18 protein-coding genes are annotated in these 21,945 nt (G+C 64.3%); 15 read left to right on the top strand and 3 right to left on the bottom strand.

The window, feature by feature from the left end:
* The first annotated feature begins 33 nt into the window (after positions 1 to 33).
* From L6D80_RS21775 to L6D80_RS21710, 14 genes are all read left to right on the top strand, one after another.
* On the top strand, positions 34 to 1,344 hold the full coding sequence (locus L6D80_RS21775) for a citrate-proton symporter (protein WP_176515462.1): 1,311 nt from the start codon (positions 34 to 36) through the stop codon (positions 1,342 to 1,344).
* A complete protein-coding gene (locus tag L6D80_RS21770) occupies positions 1,341 to 2,795 on the top strand; it encodes an amidase (protein WP_176515460.1) in 1,455 nt (484 codons plus the stop codon). Before L6D80_RS21775 ends, L6D80_RS21770 begins: the two co-directional genes overlap by 4 nt.
* 73 nt (positions 2,796 to 2,868) lie before the next feature.
* Positions 2,869 to 3,642, top strand: coding sequence for an IclR family transcriptional regulator (locus L6D80_RS21765; protein WP_176515458.1), 774 nt, complete (start codon positions 2,869 to 2,871; stop codon positions 3,640 to 3,642).
* Positions 3,643 to 3,779: 137 nt separating this feature from the next.
* Entirely contained in the window at positions 3,780 to 4,439 is a 660-nt protein-coding gene (locus L6D80_RS21760; RefSeq protein ID WP_176515456.1) for an ABC transporter ATP-binding protein, read from the top strand.
* The gene (locus L6D80_RS21755) at positions 4,436 to 6,895 is read left to right on the top strand and encodes an ABC transporter permease (RefSeq protein WP_176515454.1); all 2,460 of its coding nucleotides are present in this window, start codon (positions 4,436 to 4,438) and stop codon (positions 6,893 to 6,895) included. Before L6D80_RS21760 ends, L6D80_RS21755 begins: the two co-directional genes overlap by 4 nt.
* Entirely contained in the window at positions 6,885 to 7,940 is a 1,056-nt protein-coding gene (locus L6D80_RS21750) for a lipocalin-like domain-containing protein (protein ID WP_176515452.1), read from the top strand. The genes L6D80_RS21755 and L6D80_RS21750 overlap by 11 nt, the downstream gene beginning before the upstream one ends.
* A 233-nt stretch (positions 7,941 to 8,173) precedes the next feature.
* Complete coding sequence (locus L6D80_RS21745; RefSeq protein WP_176515450.1) at positions 8,174 to 8,908, top strand: gluconate 2-dehydrogenase subunit 3 family protein; 735 nt, start codon at positions 8,174 to 8,176, stop codon at positions 8,906 to 8,908.
* Positions 8,909 to 8,911: 3 nt separating this feature from the next.
* Positions 8,912 to 10,696: a GMC family oxidoreductase gene (locus L6D80_RS21740; RefSeq protein ID WP_176515448.1), complete on the top strand. Its 1,785-nt coding sequence runs from the start codon at positions 8,912 to 8,914 to the stop codon at positions 10,694 to 10,696.
* 12 nt (positions 10,697 to 10,708) lie between these two features.
* Positions 10,709 to 11,956, top strand: a complete 1,248-nt coding sequence (locus L6D80_RS21735; RefSeq protein WP_176515446.1) for a cytochrome c — start codon at positions 10,709 to 10,711, stop codon at positions 11,954 to 11,956.
* A 155-nt stretch (positions 11,957 to 12,111) separates the two neighbouring features.
* On the top strand, positions 12,112 to 13,134 hold the full coding sequence (locus tag L6D80_RS21730; protein ID WP_176515444.1) for a LacI family DNA-binding transcriptional regulator: 1,023 nt from the start codon (positions 12,112 to 12,114) through the stop codon (positions 13,132 to 13,134).
* Positions 13,135 to 13,201: 67 nt separating this feature from the next.
* The gene (locus L6D80_RS21725) at positions 13,202 to 13,993 is read left to right on the top strand and encodes an AP endonuclease (RefSeq protein ID WP_176515442.1); all 792 of its coding nucleotides are present in this window, start codon (positions 13,202 to 13,204) and stop codon (positions 13,991 to 13,993) included.
* On the top strand, positions 13,986 to 14,936 hold the full coding sequence (locus tag L6D80_RS21720; protein WP_176515440.1) for a sugar kinase: 951 nt from the start codon (positions 13,986 to 13,988) through the stop codon (positions 14,934 to 14,936). Before L6D80_RS21725 ends, L6D80_RS21720 begins: the two co-directional genes overlap by 8 nt.
* Positions 14,937 to 14,999: 63 nt before the next feature.
* Positions 15,000 to 16,292: an MFS transporter gene (locus L6D80_RS21715; RefSeq protein ID WP_176515438.1), complete on the top strand. Its 1,293-nt coding sequence runs from the start codon at positions 15,000 to 15,002 to the stop codon at positions 16,290 to 16,292.
* Between the two features lie 10 nt (positions 16,293 to 16,302).
* Complete coding sequence (locus tag L6D80_RS21710; protein ID WP_176515436.1) at positions 16,303 to 17,307, top strand: 2-hydroxyacid dehydrogenase; 1,005 nt, start codon at positions 16,303 to 16,305, stop codon at positions 17,305 to 17,307.
* On the opposite strand, the gene cprA is transcribed toward L6D80_RS21710, so the two are convergent.
* Positions 17,300 to 18,445 (bottom strand): cationic peptide resistance protein CprA, encoded by a 1,146-nt coding sequence (cprA, locus tag L6D80_RS21705; RefSeq protein ID WP_054901369.1) that lies wholly within the window; start codon positions 18,443 to 18,445, stop codon positions 17,300 to 17,302. The two genes, L6D80_RS21710 and cprA, sit on opposite strands and share 8 nt — an antisense overlap.
* A 464-nt stretch (positions 18,446 to 18,909) precedes the next feature.
* The gene (locus tag L6D80_RS21700) at positions 18,910 to 20,097 is read right to left on the bottom strand and encodes an MFS transporter (RefSeq protein ID WP_176515434.1); all 1,188 of its coding nucleotides are present in this window, start codon (positions 20,095 to 20,097) and stop codon (positions 18,910 to 18,912) included.
* Between the two features lie 182 nt (positions 20,098 to 20,279).
* Here L6D80_RS21700 and L6D80_RS21695 point away from each other — a divergent pair, with 182 nt between their 5' ends.
* Entirely contained in the window at positions 20,280 to 21,185 is a 906-nt protein-coding gene (locus L6D80_RS21695; RefSeq protein WP_176515432.1) for a LysR family transcriptional regulator, read from the top strand.
* Here L6D80_RS21695 and L6D80_RS21690 read toward each other — a convergent pair.
* Complete coding sequence (locus L6D80_RS21690) at positions 21,175 to 21,945, bottom strand: substrate-binding domain-containing protein (RefSeq protein WP_054901366.1); 771 nt, start codon at positions 21,943 to 21,945, stop codon at positions 21,175 to 21,177. The two genes, L6D80_RS21695 and L6D80_RS21690, sit on opposite strands and share 11 nt — an antisense overlap.

Below are 21,945 nucleotides of genomic sequence, written 5' to 3'. Positions count from 1 at the left end.
GTTTCTGGCCAACAGATTGATGGAGTGTTCCGCATGCAGACTTCCAACACAGGCGCGTCGCGTACCCGGCAAGTGGTCGCGGCGGTCATCGGTAATGCCCTGGAGTGGTACGACTTTATCGTGTACGGCTTTCTGGCCAGCATCATCGCCCAGCAGTTCTTTCCCTCCGATGACGAGTACGCCTCGCTGCTGATGGCCTTGGCCACCTTCGGCGTGGGCTTTTTCATGCGCCCGGTGGGCGGGGTACTGCTGGGTATCTATTCCGACCGCAAGGGGCGCAAGGCGGCGATGCAACTGATCATCCGCCTGATGACGCTGTCCATCGCGATGATCGCCTTCGCGCCCAGCTACCTGGCCATCGGCATGGGTGCACCCCTGCTCATCGTGGTGGCGCGCATGCTGCAGGGCTTTGCCACGGGCGGTGAGTACGCCAGTGCCACGGCGTTTCTGGTGGAGAGCGCGCCGGCCCATCGCAAGGGGCTGTATGGCTCATGGCAATTGGTCGGGCAGTGCTTGGCGGTGTTTTCCGGGGCGGCGATGGTGGCGCTGGTGACGCATCTGTGCTCGCCGCAGGCGCTGGAAAGCTGGGGCTGGCGCATTCCGTTCGTGCTGGGCTTGCTGATCGGTCCCGTGGGGTTGTGGATTCGCAAGCACATGGAAGAACCCGAGGAATTTCTCGAAGCTCGCAGGCAGGCCAAGGGCCACGCGCCAAGCCTGTGGCAGGTGCTGCGTGAGCATCGGCGTAGCCTGCTGGTGTCGATGGGCCTGGCCTGTGGCGCGACGGTATCGTTCTATGTGGTGCTGGTGAACATGCCGACCTTCGCCCACAAAAACTTGGGCTTGCCCTTGGACCAGGTGCTGTTGGTGCAGATGCTGGCGGTGGGGCTGATGACGGTGGTGATCCCCCTGGCCGGTGCGTTGTCAGACCGCCTTGGCCGGCGACCGGTGCTGATGGCGTTCACCCTGGCATTCTTCGTGATGGTCTACCCGCTGTATGTCTGGGTGGCCGCGGCGCCGTCGATCGAACGCCTGCTGGTGATGCAGTTGCTGTTGTGCACAGCCATTGGCGGCTTCTTCGGCCCTGCACCCACCGCATTGGCCGAGCAGTTCCCCGTCGAGGTGCGCTCCACAGGGGTGTCGGTGGCCTATAACGTGGCGGTGATGGTATTCGGCGGCTTCGCGCCGCTGATCGTCACCTGGCTGAGCAAGGCACTGGGCACCCCGGTGGCACCGTCGTTTTACGTACTGTTCGCCTGCCTGCTGACATTGCTGGGCACCTATTGCCTGAAAGAGGCACCGCGCGCCGGCAAGCCTGTTGCCTTCAACTTGGGAGTGAAACCGTGAACCCGTTAGCCATTGACCCGATCGTCGCCCTCGATGCCCACGGGTTGTCTCAGGCGATCCATGCCCGCCAGGTGTCGTGCCGTGAGGTGATGCAGGCCTACCTGGGCCATATCGAGCGGTTCAACCCGTTGGTCAATGCCTTGGTATCGCTGCGCGATGGCGAGGTGCTGCTGGGCGAAGCCGACCAATGCGATGCGCAGCTGGCCCGTGGCCAGTCACGCGGCTGGATGCATGGCATGCCCCAGGCGATCAAGGACCTGGCGGCCACCGCCGGGCTGCGTACCACCCTGGGCTCGCCGTTGTTCGCCGAACAGGTACCCACGCAGGATGCGATCAGCGTGGCGCGGGTGCGGGCGAGTGGGGCGCTGATCGTTGGCAAAAGCAATGTGCCTGAATTCGGCCTGGGCTCGCAGAGCTACAACACGCTGTTTGGCACCACCACCAATGCCTATGACCACAGCCGTGTGGCAGGCGGCAGCAGCGGCGGCGCTGCAGCGGCCTTGGCCATGCGCCTGCTGCCGGTGGCCGACGGCAGCGACATGATGGGCTCGCTGCGCAACCCGGCGGCGTTCAACAACGTCTACGGCCTGCGCCCTTCGCAAGGGCGGGTGCCTTATGGGCCGACGCCGGAACTGTTCATGCAGCAGTTGGCCACTGAGGGGCCGATGGGCCGCACGGTAACGGACGTGGCGCGGCTGCTGTCGGTGCAGGCCGGCTATGACCCACGGGTGCCGTTGTCGCTGCGTGACAGGCCGCGTGACTACGCTGTCGGGTTGCAGCGTGACTTCACGGGCGTGCGGGTCGGTTGGCTAGGGAATCATGACGGCTACCTGCCGATGGAGGATGGGGTAATGGGCCTGTGCGAAGCCGCGCTGGCGGACTTCGCCGAGCTGGGCTGCCGGGTCGAGGCGTGCCAGCCAGGCTTTGACATGGCGCGTCTATGGCAATGCTGGCTCATCCATCGCCACTTCCTGGTGCACGGTAACCTGGGCGCGGCCTATGCAGACCCACGCAAGCGCGCGCTGCTCAAGCCCGAGGCGCAGTGGGAAGTGGAAGGCGGGCTGCGGTTGACGGCGGCACAGGTGTACCGCGCTGCGCTGGACCGCAGCGCCTGGTACCAGGCAATGAGCCAGTTGTTCGAACGTTACGATTTCCTGCTGCTGCCCGCCGCCCAAGTGTTCCCTTTCGACGCAGCGGTGCCGTGGCCGAAGGTGGTAGGCGGGCGGGCGATGGACACTTACCACCGCTGGATGGAGGTAGTGATCGGTCCCACCCTGGCGGGCTTGCCGAGCATGAGCGTGCCGGTGGGTTTCAACGCTGCCGGGCTGCCGATGGGCCTGCAGATCATAGGCCCGGCGCAGGCCGATCATGCGGTACTGCAGCTGGCGTTCGCCCACGAGCAGCTGACCCGCTGGGTCGAGCGGCGACCGCCGGGGTGCCTGCGGGGGTGATGCACTCCCTGGGCAGGCCCGTATCTTGCTGCGCATGATGACCATCCACGCACAGTCAGGGAGGTCGAACCCCATGGGTATTACGCCAGACAGCGGCGGCGTCCGTTCGGTGGAGCGGGCATTGGCCATCGTCGAACTGCTCGGTGAACACCAGGCGCTGGGGCTGGAGGAGCTGCATTACCTCACCGCGCTGCCCAAGGCCACGGTGTCGCGCATGCTCGCCACCTTGCAGGAGCAGGGCTGGGTGTACCGGGGCTTGAGCGATCGGCGTTATCGCTTGTGTGCCCGGCGCCTGTTCGGCGACGGTCAGCAGCGCTTCAAGCGGCAACTGGTGGAGCGCGCAGCACCGTTGTTGCTGGACCTGAGCGAGCGTACCGGGCTGGTGGCGGACCTCTCGTGCTTCGACGGCGAGCGCCTCGAGGTGATGGAGAGTGCGATTCCACAGGTGCTGCGCAAGCGCTACCCCAGCAACTGCCAGATCGTTGGGCACCATGCCAGCCTGTTCCATTCAGCGATGGGCCGGGCATGCCTGAAGGAGCTAGCAGAGGATGAAGTGCAACGCCTGGCGGCCCATGAGCGGGTAGGCGACGAGGGGGTGTTGCGGGATATCGAGGCGGACGCGCACAAGGGCTTCGGGCAGCGCACTGAAGGGTTTTGGGAGTACCCGGTGCGCTTGCCGTTCCTGATCCGTGCGATTGCGTTGCCGGTGCGGGTGGAGGGGCGGCTGGCAGGGAGCATTGCGCTGCACTGGCCGCTTGACCAGGCGCCTGTGGAGCGGGTGCTCAGCCTGCACCTGAACAGCCTGGCGGCAACGGTGGGTGAGGTGCAGCATGCCCTGCTGAACTAGGCCTGTTTCCCGTTCTATCGCGGTGCAAGCGCGTTCAGGCTCTGGTCATGCTCAAGACCTGCAGCAAAAGGTAGTTGCCCCAAAGCGGTGATTGCAGCTATGCCTACTGTGAACCCGTCGGAAAAGGTAACCCCTCGATGCTGGTCGTCGAGCAACTGCGCAAGTCGTTCGCCACTGCCCAGGGCACACTGGAGGTGCTACGCGGGGTCGACCTGACCCTGGCGCGTGGCAGCAGCCTGGCCCTGATGGGGGAGTCCGGCAGCGGCAAAAGTACCTTGCTGCACCTGCTGGCCGGTCTCGACCGCGCCGACGGCGGGCGTATCTTCATCGACGGTGAGCCGCTCGACAGCCGCAACGAAACCGCCCTGGCGCGCTGGCGGCGCGAGGGCATTGGCCTGGTGTTCCAGCAGTACAACCTCATCAGCAGCCTCGATGTTGCCGCCAACCTGGCGTTCCAGGCCCGCCTGGCGGGGCGACTCGATCCGGCGTGGTTGACGCACCTGGCCGCGCGGCTGGGGCTGACGACGTTGCTGCAACGCTACCCCGAGCAGTTGTCCGGTGGCCAGCAGCAGCGGGTTGCCATCGGCCGGGCACTCGCGAGCCGGCCGGGTTTGCTGCTGGCCGACGAGCCCACGGGCAGCCTCGACGAAGCCAGCAGTGATGAGGTGCTGGCGTTGTTGTTGCAACTGGTGGAAGAGGCGGGCAGCAGCGTGCTGATGGTCACGCATAGCCAGCGCCTCGCGGCGCGCCTGCAACGCCGTTGTGTACTGCACCAGGGACGGGTGCAGGCGCCATGAACAGCCTGGTGATCGCGTTGCAGGCATTGGCCAGCCACTGGTGGCGCCATCGCCTGCAGTGCCTCAGCATCTTTACCGGCTTATGGCTGGCCACCGCCCTGTGGACCGGGGTACAGGCACTCAACGCCCAGGCGCGCAGCGATTATGCCCAGGCCAGTGCCGTGCTGGCCGGGCCCGCCCAGGCGCAATGGGTGGCGCGCGATGGGCAACGTTTCGACCAGGCGCTCTATGTGCAATTGCGCAGGCAGGGTTGGCAGGTGACACCGCTGCTGGAAGGGCAAGTGCGCCTGGCCAGTGAGCCTCAGTTCACGCTCAGGCTGATTGGCATCGAGCCGCTTAGCCTGCTGCCAGGCATGCGGGTCGCGGGGGCTGATCCGCAAGGCTTCGACCTGCAAGTGTTCATAGGCCCTCCCGGGCAGGCATGGATCGCCCCGGACACCCTGCGCCAACTAGGCCGCAAGCCGGGGGAGCGAGCCGCTACGACCGATGGGCAACTGCTGCCGCCGCTCACCCCCAGCGCACACTTGGCCCCAGGGGTGATCGTGGTCGATATCGGCCAGGCTCAGCGGTTGCTCAAGGCCCCGGGGCTGGTATCGCGGTTGCTCGGCAGCAGTGACGTGCCGCTGCCAGCGCAGGTCGCGGGCCACCTGACACTGCAGCCCCCTTCGGATGACGGTGACCTGCAGCGCCTGACCGAGAGCTTCCACCTTAACCTCACCGCGCTCGGCTTGCTGGCCTTCGTGGTCGGGCTGTTCATTGCCCATGCGGCCATTGGCCTGGCGCTGGAGCAACGCCGTGGGCTGATCCGCACCTTGCGCGCCTGTGGCATCAGTTTGCAGACGATGCTCGCCGCACTTGCGCTGGAACTGGGGGTGTTCGCCCTGACCGGTGGCGTGGCCGGTGTGGCGGCGGGCTATGTGCTGGCGGCATCGATGCTGCCTGATTTTGCCGCCAGCCTGCGCGGCTTGTACGGTGCCCAGGTAGCCGGGCAATTGCACCTGCCGGTGCAGTGGTGGCTGGCAGGGATTGCGGTCAGCCTGCTCGGCGCGCTGTTGGCAGGGTTGGACAGCGTGTTGCGGGCAGCACGGTTGCCGCTGCTGACCCTGGCGCAGCCCCAGGCATGGCGTTTGGCGCAGGTACCCTGGCTGCAACGCCAAGCCGCGGCAGGCGCGGGGTTGTTGGTGGTTGCCCTGGGGTGCGGTTACTTCGGCACGTCGCTGCCCAGCGCGTTCGGCATGCTGGCGGCCCTGTTGCTGGCAGCGGCGCTGCTGTTGCCAGGGCTGCTGGCGGTAATGCTTGGCAGCCTTGCACGGTACTGTCGCCGGCCGTTGGCGCAATGGTTCGTTGCCGACAGCCGTCAGCAGTTGCCGGCCTTGAGCCTGGCGTTGATGGCCCTGTTGCTGGCGCTGGCCGCCAGCGTTGGAGTCGGCGGCATGACCGAAGGTTTTCGGCGCACCTTCATTGGCTGGCTCGACCAGCGTTTGGCGGCGGACCTGTATGTCACGCCACGGGACGACGCTCAGGCACAGCAGCTCTACCACCACCTGCGGCAAAGCCCGGCGGTCGAGGTGGTGTTGCCAAGTTGGCGAACGCAGTGGCGCCTGCAGCAATGGCCGGTGCAGGTGCAAGGCGTCGCCGATCATGGGTTCTACCGCCGCCATTGGCCGTTGCTGGCCCAATCTCCCGGGGCCTGGGAGCAACTGGCGGCCGGTCATGGGGCAATGCTCAGCGAGCAATTGGCACGGCGCCTGGGGCGGGCAGTCGGGGATAGCGTCGTGCTGCCTGGTGAGCCTGCGCAGGCCATGGCGGTGGTCGGCATTTACGCCGACTATGGCAACCCCAAGGGCCATGTGCTGGTCAACGCCGACTGGTTGCGCCGTCATGCGCCGGCGGCCAGCCTGGCCGGCCTGAGCGTGCTGGTACACGCCGGCCAGGGGGCGGCGCTCAAGGACGACCTGCAGCAACGCTTTGCCCTGGATGACAACCAGGTGCTCGAGCAAGCCCGCCTCAAAGCCTGGTCGACCGACGTGTTCAGCCGCACGTTCGCCGTTACTGCGGCATTGAATAGTTTGACCTTGGGTGTGGCTGGGGTGGCGCTGTTCATCAGCCAACTGACCTTGGGCCAGCGCCGCCTGGGCCAGCTGGCACCGCTGTGGGCGCTAGGCGTGCCACGCGGCTGGCTGGCCTGGTTGTGCCTGGGGCAGACGCTGATGCTGGGTTGCTTCACGGTGCTGTTGGCGATGCCTTTGGGCTTGTTGCTGGCCTGGTGCCTGGTGGCGGTTGTGAACGTACAGGCGTTCGGTTGGCGCCTGCCTTGGCATGTGTTTGCCGGGCAACTGGTACAACTGGCCATGCTGGGCCTGGTGACCAGCCTGTTGGCCAGTGCCTGGCCGCTCTGGCAGTTGGCCCGCAGCCAGCCAGGCGCTCTGTTGCGGCAGTTCGCCGATGAAAGCTGAAGCCTGGCTGCTGCTTGCCAGCCTACTGCTGGCGGGTTGTGACCCTGCGCCAGCGCCCAAGGGTTATGCCGGCCTGGGCGCCGAAGCGGGCGCGTTTAAACCGGTGACGCCTGACGTGGCGCTGGTGTTCCCCCGTGACCACGGGGCACACGATGGCTTTCGTATCGAATGGTGGTACGTCACCGCCAACCTGCGCGATGCCCAGGGCCGTGACTGGGGGGCGCAATGGACCCTGTTCCGATCGGCACTGCGGCCAGGGGCCGAGCGCCCGGGCTGGAGCAGCCCCAACCTGTGGATGGGCCACGCAGCGCTGACCGGGCCGGGCGGCCACCAGTTCAGCGAGACGCTGGCCAGAGGTGGGGTTGGCCAGGCGGGCGTCGAGGCGCAACCTTTTCACGCCTGGATCAACGACTGGTCGTTGCAAGGCAGCGCGGGTGTGGACCACTTGCGCATGAGCGCCCGCGGCCAGGGCTTTGGTTATGACCTGCACCTGACCAGCGACCGTCCGTTGGTGTTGCATGGCGCGCAAGGCTATAGCGAGAAATCTGGCCAAGGCCAGGCTTCGTACTATTACAGCCAACCGTTTTACCAGGTGACGGGCGAGGTGCAGCGCGATGGGCAGCGCATCCCTGTTACAGGGCAGGCGTGGCTCGACCGGGAATGGAGCAGCCAGCCGTTGGCCGCGGGGCAACGTGGCTGGGACTGGTTCTCGCTGCACCTGCAGGGCGGGGCCAAGTTGATGGTGTTCCAGGTGCGTGAAGACCAAGCTTCGCCATATCGCGCCGGGACTTGGGTCGATGCCCAGGGGCAGTCGCGGCGGCTGCAAAATGGGCAGATCGAGTTGACCCCCTTGGCTTGGACACGGCAGGACAATGGCAAACAGGTCCCTACACGCTGGCGGGTGCGGGTGCCTTCAGTGCAGGTGGATGTTGAAGTGGATGCCCTGGAACCAAATGCCTGGATGGGCACGCGGTTTGCGTACTGGGAGGGGCCGGTACGGGTGGGTGAAGAGGGGCGCGGCTACTTGGAGATGACTGGCTACTAGGGCCGTAAAGCAGGGAGGAGTACAAATGTACTCCCTGGCAGCACAGGTGATTTTGTAGACGATAAGGCGGAAAAAAGGCTCCCATGCCGAACCCGTTGTCAACTGCCAAAAAGGGCGAAACCGGTTTCAAAACATTTCCGATCCAGCTAGATTGTGGCCTTCCTGGGGGTTTTTGCCCCTGATCGAATACCAGATGGCGCAACCAGAGGCCACCTACGCTGATGAGGAACCCTATGTCTGGACATGCCCCCGACAATCCGCGCAGAGACTTCTTGCGCAAGACCTTGACGCTGATTCCGGTCGTCACCGTGGCCGGCACCGGCCTTGGTGCTGGCCAACTGCTGGCCGAGCCGGTACACGAACCGAAGGTGCCCGCCACACCACCGGCAAGCACATACCAGCCCACGTTCTTCACTGCCGAGGAATGGGCTTTCCTGCAGGCTGCGGTGTCGCGCATCATCCCGGCTGACGAACTTGGCCCGGGCGCACTGGAGGCCGGTGCTGCCGAGTTCATCGATCGCCAGATGAGCACTCCTTACGCCACCGGCGCGCAGTGGTACATGCAAGGCCCATTCAAGGCCGACGCCGCTCCAGAGTTTGGTTACCAGCTCCAACTCAACCCACAACAGATCTACCGCCTGGGCATTGCTGCGGCGGACGCGTGGTGCAAACAGGTCAGTGGCAAAACCTTTGCCGCGCAAGATAGCGCTACCCGAGACAACCTCCTCAGCAAAATCGAAGCCGGTGAAGCGGTATTCGAGGAACTCCCCGCCAAGGTGTTCTTCAGCTTGCTGGTGCAGAACACCCGCGAAGGGTTCTTCTGTGACCCGATTCACGGCGGCAACAAGGGCATGGTTGGCTGGACGCAGATCGGCTTCCCCGGTGCCCGGGCAGACTTCATGGACTGGGTCGAGCGCAACGAGCCTTATCCGTTCCCAGCAGTTTCGATCCGTGGCGAGAGGGCGTAAGGCATGGCCAATGCAATGAAGAAGGTCGATGCGGTGATCGTCGGGTTTGGCTGGGCCGGCGCCATCATGGCCAAGGAGCTGACCGAAGCTGGGCTGCAGGTGGTTGCCCTGGAGCGTGGGCCCATGCAGGACACCTACCCCGAAGGCAGCTACCCACAGGTGATCGATGAGCTGACCTACAGCGTGCGCAAGAAGCTGTTCGTGGATGTGTCGAAAGAGACCGTCACCATCCGCCACAATGTCAACGATGTCGCGCTGCCCAACCGCCAGTTGGGTGCCTTCCTGCCCGGCAAGGGTGTCGGGGGGGCGGGCCTGCACTGGTCTGGCGTGCACTTTAGGGTGGACCCGATGGAGTTGCGCATGCGCAGCCATTACGAAGAGCGCTACGGCAAGCGCTTCATCCCTGAAGACATGACCATCCAGGACTTTGGCGTGAGCTACGAAGAGCTCGAACCGTATTTCGACTTCGCCGAGAAGGTCTTCGGCACTTCGGGCCAGGCCTGGACTGTCAACGGCAAGGTGGTCGGCGAAGGGAAGGGCGGTAACCCCTATGCGCCGGACCGTTCCAACCCGTTCCCGCTGGCATCGCAGAAGAACGTGGTCTCGGCCAAGCTGTTCGAGAAAGCCACCGCCAGCCTGGGCTACAAGCCCTACAATCTGCCCTCGGCCAACACCTCCGGGCCCTACACCAACCCCTATGGCGCGCAGATGGGGCCGTGCAACTTCTGTGGCTTCTGCAGCGGGTATGTGTGCTACATGTACTCCAAGGCTTCGCCCAACGTGAACATTCTGCCAGCCCTGCGCCAGGTGCCGAACTTCGAGCTGCGCGCCAACGCTCATGTGCTGCGGGTGAACCTGGACGACAGCAAGCGCAAGGCTACCGGCGTGACCTACATCGACGCCCAAGGGCGTGAAGTCGAGCAGCCGGCAGACCTTGTCATCCTCGCAGCCTTCCAGTTCAACAACGTGCGCCTGATGCTGCTGTCCGGCATCGGCAAGCCCTATGACCCGGTCAAGAACGAAGGGGTGGTCGGGCGCAACTTTGCCTACCAGAACATGGGCACGGTCAAGGCGTTCTTCGACAAGGACACCTACACCAACAACTTCATTGGCGCTGGCGGCAATGGTGTGGCCATCGACGACTTCAATGCCGACAACTTCGACCATGGGCCCCATGGCTTCGTCGGTGGCTCACCGATGTGGGTCAACCAGGCCGGCAGCCGGCCGATTGCCGGTGTCGCCAACCCACCCGGCACCCCCGCCTGGGGCAGCGCCTGGAAAAAGGCCACGGCAGATTACTACACCCACCAGGTGTCGATGGACGCCCATGGCGCGCATCAGTCGTACCGTGGCAATTACCTGGACCTTGACCCGACCTACCGCGATGCCTATGGCCAGCCGCTGCTGCGCATGACCTTCGACTGGCAGGAAAACGACATCAAGATGAACCAGTTCATGGTCGACAAGCTCAGCAAGATTGCCCAGGCGATGAACCCCAAGGCCATTGCCATGCTCGGCAAGAAGGTCAAAGAACACTTCAACACCGCCAGCTACCAGACCACCCACCTCAACGGTGGCGCGATCATGGGCACTGACCCCAGCACCAGTGCGCTGAACCGCTACCTGCAAAGCTGGGACGTGCACAACGTCTTTGTCCCCGGCGCCTCTGCATTCCCCCAGGGGTTGGGCTACAACCCCACCGGCCTGGTGGCGGCGCTGACCTATTGGTCGGCCCGGGCGATCCGCGAGCAATACCTGAAAAACCCCGGCCCGCTGGTCCAGGCTTGAGGAGCGATGAACATGAATAATTGGTTGATCGCCACCCTGCTGCTGGGCGCCAGCGTGGCGGCGCAAGGGCAAGAAGCCAGCGATGCGCAGGTGAAGCAGGGCGAGTATCTGGCCCGGGCCGGCGACTGCGTCGCCTGCCATACCGCCAAGGGCGGCAAACCCTTCGCGGGCGGGCTGCCGATGCAAACCCCGATCGGCACCGTGTACTCCACCAATATCACCCCTGATGCCAGCGGCATAGGCCATTACAGTTTCGAGGACTTTGACCTGGCGGTGCGCCAGGGGGTCGCCAAGGATGGGAGCACGTTGTATCCCGCCATGCCGTACCCGTCCTACGCGCGGGTCAATGAGGATGACATGCGTGCCTTGTATGCCTACTTCATGAAGGGTGTCGAGCCCGTAGCCCAGCCGAACAAACCGACTGATATCCCCTGGCCATTGAGCATGCGCTGGCCGTTGGCGATCTGGCGCGGCCTGTTCGCCCCTGAGGCGAAGGCCTGGGTAGCGCCAGTGGCGGCCGACCCGGTGGTAAGCCGCGGTGCGTACCTGGTCGAGGGCCTGGGGCATTGTGGCGCATGCCATACCCCCCGTGCCTTGACCATGCAGGAAAAGGCCTTGAGCCCCGCCGAGGGCGAACAGTTCCTGGCGGGCAGTGCACCGCTGGAAGGCTGGATTGCCAAGAACCTGCGCGGTGACCACAAGGACGGGCTGGGCAGCTGGAGCGAAGCGCAACTGGTGCAGTTTCTCAAGACCGGGCGCAGTGACCGCAGCGCCGTGTTCGGTGGCATGAGTGATGTGGTCGAGCACAGCATGCAACACTTGAGCGATGCCGACCTCACGGCCATCGCCCGGTACCTCAAGACGTTGCCGCCAAGCAACCCGGACGACCAGCCGCACGTTTATGACAAGCAGGTCGCCGATGCATTGTGGCAGGGGGACGACAGCAAGCCCGGCGCGGCGGTATACATCGACAACTGCGCGGCCTGTCACCGTACCGATGGCCAGGGCTACACCCGCGTGTTCCCGGCCCTTGCGGGCAACCCGGTGGTGCAGACGGCCGATGCCACTTCGCTGATTCATGTGGTGCTGGCCGGCGGCACGGTGCCGGCGACGCATACGGCGCCGTCGAACTTCACCATGCCCGCATTCGGCTGGCGCTTGAGTGACCAGGAGGTGGCTGAAGTGGTGAATTTCATTCGCACGAGCTGGGGTAACCAGGGCAGTGCGGTATCGGCGGGGGATGTGAAAGCATTGCGCTGACGGCAATGCGACCCTTGTAGGCGCGGCCTTGAGTCGCGCCTGCAGCCGGGGGTTGTAAAAATGGCGACGAACGGTAGATGACGAAAGGCTTGGGTTTTGGTGTATTGAAACCGGTTTCATTCATCGGCACCGATAACAATCACAAGGGATCCGCCATGACCGACGTGCCTGCCCATCCCCGCGAGCGGGTGACCATCAGCGAAGTGGCACGCGTCGCTGGCGTGTCCAAGGCCACGGTGTCCCGCTACATCGGCGGCGACCGCCAGTTGCTCGCCGAGGCGACCGCCAAGCGCCTGGAGGCGGTCATTCAACGCCTGGGTTATCGACCCAACCAGATGGCCAGAGGCCTCAAGCGCGGCCAGACACGCCTGATCGGCATGCTGGTGGCGGACATCCTCAACCCCTATTCAGTGGCGGTGATGCACGGTGTCGAAACCGCCTGTCGCCAGCACGGCTACAGCCTGGTGGTGTGCAACACCAACCGCGACGACGAGCAGGAACGCCATCACCTGGCGGCCTTGCAGTCGTACAACGTCGAGGGCCTGATCGTGAATACCCTCGGTCGTCACCCTGGCGAACTGCTCAACCTGCAACGCGACATTCCCATGGTATTGGTGGACCGGCAACTGCCGGAGCTTCAGGCCGACCTGGTCGGGCTGGACAACGCCGATGCCATCGAGCAGGCCCTGGACCACCTGCAGGCGCGTGGCTACCGCGACATCCTTGCCGTCACCGAACTGCTCGATGGCACCAGTTCCCGGCTGGCGCGGGTACAGGCATTCACCACCTCGATCAGCCGCCGTGCCGGCATGCGCCAGCAACTGCTCGAAATCGATGCCGACCTGCCAGCCAGGCTCGGTACCTTTCTCGACAGCAACGGCCACGGCCCTCAAGCCATCTTCACCTTCAACGGCGTCGCTACGCTTGCGGTCACCCGGTTGTTGCATGACGCAGGCTGCAACCTGTTCCAGGACGTTGGTCTGATCGCCCTGGATGAGCTGGACTGGTACCCGCTGGTCGGTGGCGGCATCACGGCACTGGCACAGCCGACCGAACGCATCGGCGCGGCAGCCTTCGAGTGCTTGCTCGGCCGGTTGCGTGGCGAGCACGGGGCAGCGCGGCGCATCGATTTCAAGGCCGAATTGATCATCCGAGGTTCTACCCACTTACGTGAATAAACGGCGTGCAGCATCGCGGGTCGTTGCTGCGCACAAAAATGAAACCGGTTTCATCAGGACAATAACAATGCACAAGAACCCCGTTTCCATCAGCCTTTCCAGTTACGGTGCCAGCGTGGTCCGGCAACGTGGCCAGGCAAGTTTCCTGGGGCTGCTCGCAGCCGCTGGGGTGGCGCGTGTCGAATTGCGCGAGGAGCTGTTCGACGAGGCCCCGGACGCCGCCGCACTGTCTGCGGCAATTCAGGCGTCTGGCCTGGAATGCCTGTATTCATCCCCCCTGGAGCTCTGGACCCCAGCGGGCCAGCCAGACCCACGCCTGCCTGCCAAGCTGGCGCTGGCCAAGGCGCTGGGCGCCGTGGCGCTAAAGGTGTCCTTGGGGCACTACCAACCCCATTGCGACGTCGCCTCCCTGAAGCCATGGCTCAACGCCGACGGCCCGGTGCTGTTGGTCGAGAACGACCAGACTCGGCATGGCGGCCGCATCGCGCCGCTGTTGCACTTTTTCCAACAGGTTGACGCACAGGCGCTGGCGCTGGCGCTGGCGCTGGGCATGACCTTCGACATCGGCAACTGGCACTGGCAGTGCGAGTCGGCTGCTGCGGCCGCCCGGCAGCTCGGCCGCTGGGTACGCTACGTGCACTGCAAGGCAGTGCAGTGCGAAGCGTCGGGGCGCCTGGTCGCCGTGGCGCCCCGTGCTGCGGACCTGGCAGCCTGGGGCGAAATGTTCAAAGCGTTTGCCCCTGGGCTGGTGCGCGCCGTGGAATATCCGCTGGTCAGCGATGACTTGCTGGCGTTGACCCGCGACCAGGTCGCGCATCTGGCCAGGCTTGGCCTGAGCAAGGAGGTGAGCCATGCCTGAGCATGATGTGCTGTGTTTCGGCGAGACCATGGCCATGTTCGTAGCCGAGCAGGTGGGCGATCTGGCCAGCGTGGGCGGATTCACCAAGCGCATTGCCGGTGCCGACAGCAATGTGGCCATCGGCCTTGCCCGGTTGGGCTTTCGGGTACGGTGGTTGAGCCGGGTGGGCGATGACTCGCTGGGCCGCTTCGTACTGGCCAGCCTGCGCCAGGAAGGGGTGGACTGCAGCAGCGTCGAGGTCGATGGCCGCCATCCCACGGGGTTTCAGCTCAAGGGCCGTTGCGACGATGGCAGTGACCCGGTGGTGGAGTATTTCCGCCGCCACTCCGCGGCCAGCCACCTTTCAGTGGCGCAGCTCACCCCGGCGTTGCTCAAGGCCCGCCACCTGCACGCTACCGGCATTCCGCTGGCGCTGTCGCCTGGCTGCAGAGCGCTGTCCCACGCGCTGGTGGAGGGCATGCGCGCAGCCGGGCGCAGCATTTCTTTCGACCCCAACCTACGCCCGTCGCTGTGGCCTGACCACCGGAGCATGGTGCGTGAAGTGAACGCGCTGGCGCTAAAGGCACACTGGCTGCTGCCCGGCCTTGACGAAGGCCGCCTGCTGAGCGGCCAGAAAACCCCGGCTGACATTGCGGCGTTCTACCTCGACCGTGGCGTGGAACATGTGGTGATCAAGCTGGGCGGCGAGGGCGCCTACTACCGCAATGCCCGTGGCGAAGGGCAGATGGCGCCGGTACCGGTGGTGAACGTTGTGGATACCGTAGGTGCAGGCGATGCCTTTGCCGTTGGCGTCGTCAGCGCGTTGCTCGAAGGCCGCCCGTTGGCGGAGGCGGTGGTGCGTGGCAACTGGTGCGGCAGCCGCGCCGTGCAGTCGCCGGGCGACATGGAAGGCTTGCCGCTGCGCCACGAGCTGGAGGCGCACGAACTGCGCAGAAGTGCCTGAACGTCTGATCGCCGGTACGCCGGCCCTGTTGCGACAAAAACAACAAGCTCAGGAGAAACAGTCATGCAATCGACAAGCCTCGCGCCACGCCGTTGGTGGTACATCATCCCGATCGTGTTCGTCACCTACAGCCTGGCCTACCTGGACCGTGCCAATTATGGCTTTGCCGCTGCCTCGGGCATGGCTGATGACCTCAAGATCACCCCCGCGCTGTCCTCGCTGCTCGGGGCGCTGTTTTTCCTCGGTTATTTCTTCTTTCAGGTACCGGGGGCGATCTACGCCGAAAAGCGCAGTGTGAAGAGGCTGATTTTCGCCAGCCTGATCCTCTGGGGTGGCCTGGCCACCCTGACCGGGATGATCAGCAATGTGTACGTGTTGATCGGTATCCGTTTCCTGCTGGGCGTGGTCGAGGCCGCTGTGATGCCGGCGATGCTGGTGTACCTGTGCCATTGGTTTACCCGTGCCGAACGCTCGCGCGCCAATACCTTCCTGATGCTTGGCAACCCGGTGACCATCCTTTGGATGTCGGTGGTATCCGGTTACCTGATCAAGCAATTCGACTGGCGCTGGATGTTCATCATCGAGGGCCTGCCTGCGGTGTTGTGGGCGTTCATCTGGTGGCGTCTGGTGGACGATCGCCCAGCCCAGGTGAGCTGGTTGAGCGAACAGGAAAAAGCCCGGCTGGAACAGGCGCTTGCCGCTGAACAACAAGGCATCAAACCGGTGAAGAATTACCGCGAGGCGTTTCGCTCACCGCAGGTCATCGTCCTGTCGCTGCAGTACTTTTGCTGGAGCATCGGTGTGTATGGCTTCGTGCTGTGGCTACCGTCGATTCTCAAACAGGCGGCCAACGTCGATATCGTCCAGGCCGGCTGGCTGGCGTCGGTGCCTTACATGGCGGCAGTGCTGGCGATGATCGGCGTGTCCTGGGCCTCGGACCGGCTGCAAAAACGCAAGCGCTTCGTCTGGCCGCCGTTGCTGGTGGCCGCGCTGGCCTTTTATGGCTCGTATGCGCTGGGCAGCGAGCACTTCGGGTGGTCCTACGCGCTGCTGGTCGTGGCCGGGGCCTGCATGTACGCCCCTTACGGGCCGTTTTTCGCCATCGTGCCGGAGATTCTGCCGAGCAACGTTGCTGGCGGGGCCATGGCGTTGATCAACAGCATGGGCGCGCTGGGCTCGTTCGGCGGTTCGTGGCTGGTCGGTTACCTCAATGGGGCAACCGGCGGGCCCGGTGCTTCGTACCTGTTCATGTCGGGGGCGCTGCTGACGGCAGTGGCGCTCACGGCCATTCTGAAAACCGCTCAGGCACCTGGCCAGGCCAAGCGCCGCCGCCAGCGCCTGGCAATGAACCCATAGGAAACTGGCCATGAAAAAGCGGATCGTCCTTTACAAGCGTTTGTCCGACGCGTTGCTGGCGCGGCTGCACCAGCACGTTGAGGTGACCTACGTCGACACCACCGGTAAAGACGGGCTGGCACGGCTGCGCGATGCGCTGCCCGGCGCCCACGGGCTGTTGGGCGCAAGCCTGCGGCTGGACCACAGCCTGCTGGACCTGGCGCCGCAGCTGCAGGTGGTGTCGAGCGTGTCGGTCGGGGTCGATAACTACGACATCGCCGAGTTGACGCGCCGTGGCGTGCTGCTGACCAACACGCCCGATGTACTGACCGAGACCACGGCCGATACGGGTTTTGCCCTGATTTTGGCGAGTGCACGGCGGGTGGTGGAGTTGGCCAACTGGGTACGCGATGGGCATTGGCAAGCCAACCTGGGGCCGTCGCACTTTGGGTGTGATGTGCATGGCAAGACGTTGGGCATCGTCGGTATGGGCCGCATTGGCGAGGCGCTGGCACGGCGCGGCGCGGCGGGCTTCGGTATGCGGGTGCTCTATCACAGTTCGCGGCCCAAGCCTGAGGTCGACGCCCGCCATGGCGCACAGTACTGCAGCCTCGATGCATTGTTGAGTGAGGCGGACTTCGTTTGCCTGACCGTGCCGCTGAGCAGTAGCACTGAAGAGTTGATTGGGGCGCGAGAGTTGGCGCTGATGAAGCCCGAGGCGATCCTGGTGAACATCGCGCGCGGGCGTGTGGTGAATGAACGGGCGCTGATCGACGCCCTGCGTGAACAGCGCATCCGTGCCGCCGGGCTGGATGTGTTCGTGCAGGAGCCTTTGCCAGTGGACTCGCCGCTGCTGCACTTGGCCAATGTGGTGGCCACACCGCACATTGGCTCAGCCACGCAGGAAACACGCGAGGCCATGGCACGGTGTGCGGTGGAGAACCTGTTGAGCGCGCTGGCCGGACAGCGGCCGGCGAATCTTGTGAATGAGCAGGCCTGGGGGAACGGCCAACCCAATAACACGATCGCTACTTGAAGTCCCACTGCATCTGGGTGGCGATGCTGACACCGGTGGAAGATTTCACGCACACATCCAGGTAATCGGTGAACCGCGGTGGCACGGCGATACCTTCCTCCAGCAGGCGGCTGTTGTCGAACAGGTAGTTGAGGTCGGCAAAGCCGCTGTACAGGCGCAGGGCACGCAGTACCAGGCGCGGGTTGGCGGGGCCGATGCGGGCTTCGAAATCCTGGGCCAGGGCCTTGAGGTCATCGACGTTGACCTTGCGGTAACGCTCGCCCACAGGCGCTGCGCCATTGGCCTGGGCGAATGCCCGGTCGATCTCGGCAAAGGTGCAGGCCGCCTGGTGGCCGGCAGAGATGTGGTAGAGGTTGTGTTCAAGCTGTGGTTTGAGCGTCAGGCCAATCAGCGCCTCGGCACAGTAGTCGACGGGGATGACGTCGATCTGCTCGTCCAGTTCGCAGGTGAAGCTTTCCAGGGCGAAGCCCATGCGGAAGACCCAGAAAATGCTCGCCGAAGCCTGGCAGCCAAGGGTGCGATGGCCCACGACAATGGACGGGCGCGCCACCACCAACGGCAGGTGCGGCAACTGGTCGCTCATGCGCCGCTCGATTTCGGCTTTTGAAGCGGTGTAGTCCACCAGTTGCTGCTCGGCGGCCGGAAACTCCCACGACTCGCTGATCGGCGACTGCTGCTGCGGGCCACAGCTCATCGCCGTGCCAACATGCAGGAAGCGCTTTAGGCGTGGGGAGCGGCTCATGGCCTCCGCGAAGGCATAGGTGCCTTCGACGTTTACCGGCCAGATCGTTGGGTTTTTCGAGAATGACGCCACCGCAGCGCAGTTGATGACCCGATCGATCTGCATCAGGCGCGGCAGCTCCTGGGCGATCCAGCCCGTGTCGAGGAAATCGCCGCAGATGATCTGCTCAGCGCTCAGCGCCTGGCAGTCGCTGTCGGCCACACCGTGCTGGCGCAAGTTGTCGCGAAGGCGCATGAGCCCTTGTTCGCGGCTGTCGGCGCGCACCAGAAACCGCAGGTCGGCCCCTCGGCCATTGGCGATCAACTGTGCGGCCACCGAGCCGCCAAGAAAGCCGGTAGCGCCGGTAAGCAGAATATGTTCTTGATCAAAGGTGATCAGTGGGGCTGGCGCGTTCATAAACTTCCTCTAAAAGTTTATCGGACTTGTCTTCGAGACGAAGGCACAGGCGGAGCAAACCTTTGAGGTTGCCCGGTATATTTTTCAAAAAGCTCAAAGCGCCTGGTGCAAAACCCTATGGGATCGCGCCAAGGCATGGAAACCCTGGCTTGCAGCGTTGAGCGAGGGCGATTGTCCACGCCTTTAGAGGGAACTTACAATTGGTGGGAGGCAGATTTCATATGAAACAAAGTTAATGAGGCTATGGGCATGCCTTTATTAAAATTATCTCATGTTGAATTGAAGTGTTTATTTAAACGCGGCAATAGAAGTGCGAGACGATTCTACCGCAGACATGGTAGTAAGCGAGTGAGGAAATTGTGAAAAATATGCCCTGTTATTGAGCGGGCGATGAACAGTGCACAATGCGCTGAACACTGGTCGGTAGCCAAGGCGCCAGCGGCGCCCCAGCCAGCGAAAGGCGTCTAGTGGCCGCCTTTCATGCGCCGCGCCACCAGGTAGATACCCAGGCCGGCCAATGCCGCTGCTGCGCCGATGTAGCCGGTGCTGGTCCAGCCTAGCCCGGCGCTGATGGCCATGCCGCCAAACCACGGCCCCAGCGCATTGGCCAGGTTGAACGCGGCGTGGTTGGATGCGGCCGCCAGGCTTGGTGCCTCGTGGGCAATGTCCATCAGGCGGATCTGCAACGGTGCGGCCAACGCGATCATGGTGCCCACCAGGCCGATCCCCAGCAGAATGCTCCACAGCGAATGCGCGGCAAACGTGAAGAACAGCAGCACCGCTGTCGACCACACCAGCACAATGCCAACGGCGCGGAACTGCAGGCGGTCAAACAGCTTGCCTCCGGCAATGTTGCCAATGATGCCGCCCACACCGAAGGCAGCCAGGCCAAAGGGGATCCATTGCGGGGAAACCTGGGTCACCTGCAGCATGGTCGGCGCCAGGTAGCTGAAGACGCAGAACATCCCAGCGAAACCGATGGCGGCGATGGCCAGCGCCATCCACACTTGGGGCAGGGTAAAGGCCTGCAGCTCCTTGCGCGGGTCACTGCGCGCTTCATCACGGCGCTGCGGCACGAAGCGCCACACCAGCGCAATGGTGCACAGGGCAATCAACCCAACCAGCACGAAGGCCGAGCGCCAGCCGAAATGCTGCCCCAGGAAGGTGGCCACCGGGTTGCCCAGTAGCATCGCCAGGGTCAGCCCCATCATCACCCGGGCCACAGCCCCCGCACGCTGATTGTTGGGCACCATGCTCGAGGCCACCACGGCAGCAATGCCGAAGTAGGCGCCGTGGGGCAAACCGCTGATGAAGCGGAAGGCCACCAGGCCGCTGAACGAAGGGGCGAATGCCGTGGCCAGGTTGCCGATTGCATACAACGCCATCAACAGCAGCAGCATGTGCTTGCGCAGCAGCTTGGCGCCGAGTATGGCCAGCGCTGGGGCGCCGACCACCACGCCCAGTGCATAGGCGCTGATCGCGTGGCCTACCTGCGGCTCGCTCAATTGCAGGTTGCTGGCGATATCCGGCATCAGCCCCATGATTGCGAACTCGCCGGTGCCAATGGCGAAGCTGCCCAACGCCATGGCCGCTTCCATCTTGCCGATAGCGCCTTTGGAAACGGCTACCGGTGGTAATTCCTGAACAGACATCTGGATCCTTACTGAAACATGCTGAAACGTTCAAGTCCGGATCATAGACAATCCGCGACAGGTCCGTCGAGGAAGGCCGGCACATGGCAGCGGATCCTCTTCGGGGGTGCTGTAACATTTTGCATTAATTGTGCGGACTCATAAAATGCGTGCATCAATCCGCTGGTATTTGTGTGCGCGCCATGGCCATCAACTTCGATCTCAACGACCTGCAGGCGTTTCGTGCAGTGGTGGATCACGGCAGCTTTCGCAAGGCCGCCGAAGCCGTTCGGATCTCGCAGCCGGCGTTGAGCCGGCGCATCGAAAAGCTTGAGGATGCGCTGGGCGTCCGGCTGTTCGAGCGCACCACCCGTAAGGTCAGCCTGACCCAGGCCGGGCGTGGTTTCATGCCCAGTGTCGAGCGGTTGCTGGATGACCTGGACAGTGCACTGCTGGGCATCAGCGAAGTCGCTTCGACCCGGCTGGGCCAGGTCACCGTCGCCTGCGTACCCTCGGCAGCGTACTACTTCATGCCGCGGGTGATCGCCCATTACCATCGGCAGTTTCCGCGTATCAAGGTGCGGGTGCTGGACGCCAGCGCCCACGATGTGCTGAGCGCGGTGGTCGATGGCGAAGCGGACTTCGGGCTGAGCTTCATGGGCACCCTGGAAGCCGACGTGGAGTTCGAGCCCCTGGTGCAGGAGGCCTACGTGGTGGCCTGCAGGCGCGATCACCCGTTGGCCGGGCGCAGCAGCGTCAGTTGGGAGGAGTTCTACCGGCAGGACTACATTTCGTTGGGCAAGACCTCGGGCAACCGCTTCCTGCTCGACCAGGCGCTCAGTGGCATCGTGCCCGAGCGCCAGAGCATCTGCGAAACGCGCCACGTGACCACCATGATCGGCCTGGTGGAGGCCGGCCTTGGGGTGGCGGCCGTGCCGTTGATGGCGATGCCGGCGGCGGAGCACCCGATCCTCACCCGGGTGCCACTGACTGACCCCGAGGTGATGCGCAGTGTTGGCTTGATCAAACGCCGGGGGCGGACACTGACCCCGGCGGCGATGGCATTGGAGCGACTGGTGGTGGAGATGAAGACCGCCGTCAGCGACTGACCGAGTCCAGCCCTGTGGCCTGCACCGTGGCCTGGGCCGCAGGCGAGGCCAGGTAATCGAGCAAGGCACGGGCCTGGCCCGGGTGCTGTGCATCGACCGGGATGCCCGCAGCAAAGCGGGTCACCGATTGCACCGCTTCAGGCAGCTTGCCCACAAAGCTCACACCCGGCACTGGCAGCAGCTCGCTGACCTGCTGCAGGCCCAGTTGGTACTCACCGTTTGCAACCACAGAGGCGATCGGCACTTTAGGCACCATTGTGGCGGTGTGCTTGAGTGGCGCATCGACGCCCAGGCGCTTGAACAACTGGTTCTGCACATACACGCCGCTGGCGCTGTCCGAATACGCCACCGACCTGGCCGCAAGCAGCGCCTGTTTCAGCCCCTCCACGGAGCTGATATCCGGCTTCGGCGCGCCGGCGCGTACTACCACGCCAATGCGGGAGTCTGCCAGCTCCACCCGCGATGCGGGGTCGACCTTGCCTTGCCTGATCAGCTCATCGAGCGCATACCCCACCATGATCACCACGTCGGCATGCTCGCCGCGCGCCAGGCGGTTGGGGATGGCCTCGGGGGCCTGGCCCATCGAGGGGCCAAGCGTGGTTTCCAGCGTGTTGCCGCTGGCCTGGGCGAAGCGGGGGCCTAGCGCCTGGTACGCGGCCGTGAAGCCCCCAGAGGTCATCACCTTGATCTGTTCCGCCTGGGCCAGCGTGGCCAGGCCTGCACCGGCCAGTAGCGCAAGGCTTTGCAATAACGTGCGCAT

The organism is Pseudomonas ceruminis (assembly GCF_021602025.1).
In the GTDB taxonomy this organism is placed as follows: Bacteria; Pseudomonadota; Gammaproteobacteria; order Pseudomonadales; family Pseudomonadaceae; genus Aquipseudomonas; species Aquipseudomonas ceruminis.
Note: the sequence above shows the minus strand (reverse complement) of the source record. Positions and strands in the feature narration are given on the sequence as shown.

What these genes read in the sequence shown, in the direction of transcription:
- L6D80_RS21775 (WP_176515462.1), top strand. Translation starts at nt 34, where the DNA reads ATGCAGACTTCCAACACAGGCGCGTCGCGTACCCGGCAAGTGGTCGCG.
- L6D80_RS21765 (WP_176515458.1), top strand. Translation starts at nt 2,869, where the DNA reads ATGGGTATTACGCCAGACAGCGGCGGCGTCCGTTCGGTGGAGCGGGCA.
- L6D80_RS21760 (WP_176515456.1), top strand. Translation starts at nt 3,780, where the DNA reads ATGCTGGTCGTCGAGCAACTGCGCAAGTCGTTCGCCACTGCCCAGGGC.
- L6D80_RS21755 (WP_176515454.1), top strand. Translation starts at nt 4,436, where the DNA reads ATGAACAGCCTGGTGATCGCGTTGCAGGCATTGGCCAGCCACTGGTGG.
- L6D80_RS21750 (WP_176515452.1), top strand. Translation starts at nt 6,885, where the DNA reads ATGAAAGCTGAAGCCTGGCTGCTGCTTGCCAGCCTACTGCTGGCGGGT.
- L6D80_RS21745 (WP_176515450.1), top strand. Translation starts at nt 8,174, where the DNA reads ATGTCTGGACATGCCCCCGACAATCCGCGCAGAGACTTCTTGCGCAAG.
- L6D80_RS21740 (WP_176515448.1), top strand. Translation starts at nt 8,912, where the DNA reads ATGGCCAATGCAATGAAGAAGGTCGATGCGGTGATCGTCGGGTTTGGC.
- L6D80_RS21735 (WP_176515446.1), top strand. Translation starts at nt 10,709, where the DNA reads ATGAATAATTGGTTGATCGCCACCCTGCTGCTGGGCGCCAGCGTGGCG.
- L6D80_RS21730 (WP_176515444.1), top strand. Translation starts at nt 12,112, where the DNA reads ATGACCGACGTGCCTGCCCATCCCCGCGAGCGGGTGACCATCAGCGAA.
- L6D80_RS21725 (WP_176515442.1), top strand. Translation starts at nt 13,202, where the DNA reads ATGCACAAGAACCCCGTTTCCATCAGCCTTTCCAGTTACGGTGCCAGC.
- L6D80_RS21720 (WP_176515440.1), top strand. Translation starts at nt 13,986, where the DNA reads ATGCCTGAGCATGATGTGCTGTGTTTCGGCGAGACCATGGCCATGTTC.
- L6D80_RS21715 (WP_176515438.1), top strand. Translation starts at nt 15,000, where the DNA reads ATGCAATCGACAAGCCTCGCGCCACGCCGTTGGTGGTACATCATCCCG.
- L6D80_RS21710 (WP_176515436.1), top strand. Translation starts at nt 16,303, where the DNA reads ATGAAAAAGCGGATCGTCCTTTACAAGCGTTTGTCCGACGCGTTGCTG.
- cprA (WP_054901369.1), bottom strand. Translation starts at nt 18,445, where the DNA reads ATGAACGCGCCAGCCCCACTGATCACCTTTGATCAAGAACATATTCTG.
- L6D80_RS21700 (WP_176515434.1), bottom strand. Translation starts at nt 20,097, where the DNA reads ATGTCTGTTCAGGAATTACCACCGGTAGCCGTTTCCAAAGGCGCTATC.
- L6D80_RS21695 (WP_176515432.1), top strand. Translation starts at nt 20,280, where the DNA reads ATGGCCATCAACTTCGATCTCAACGACCTGCAGGCGTTTCGTGCAGTG.
- L6D80_RS21690 (WP_054901366.1), bottom strand. Translation starts at nt 21,945, where the DNA reads ATGCGCACGTTATTGCAAAGCCTTGCGCTACTGGCCGGTGCAGGCCTG.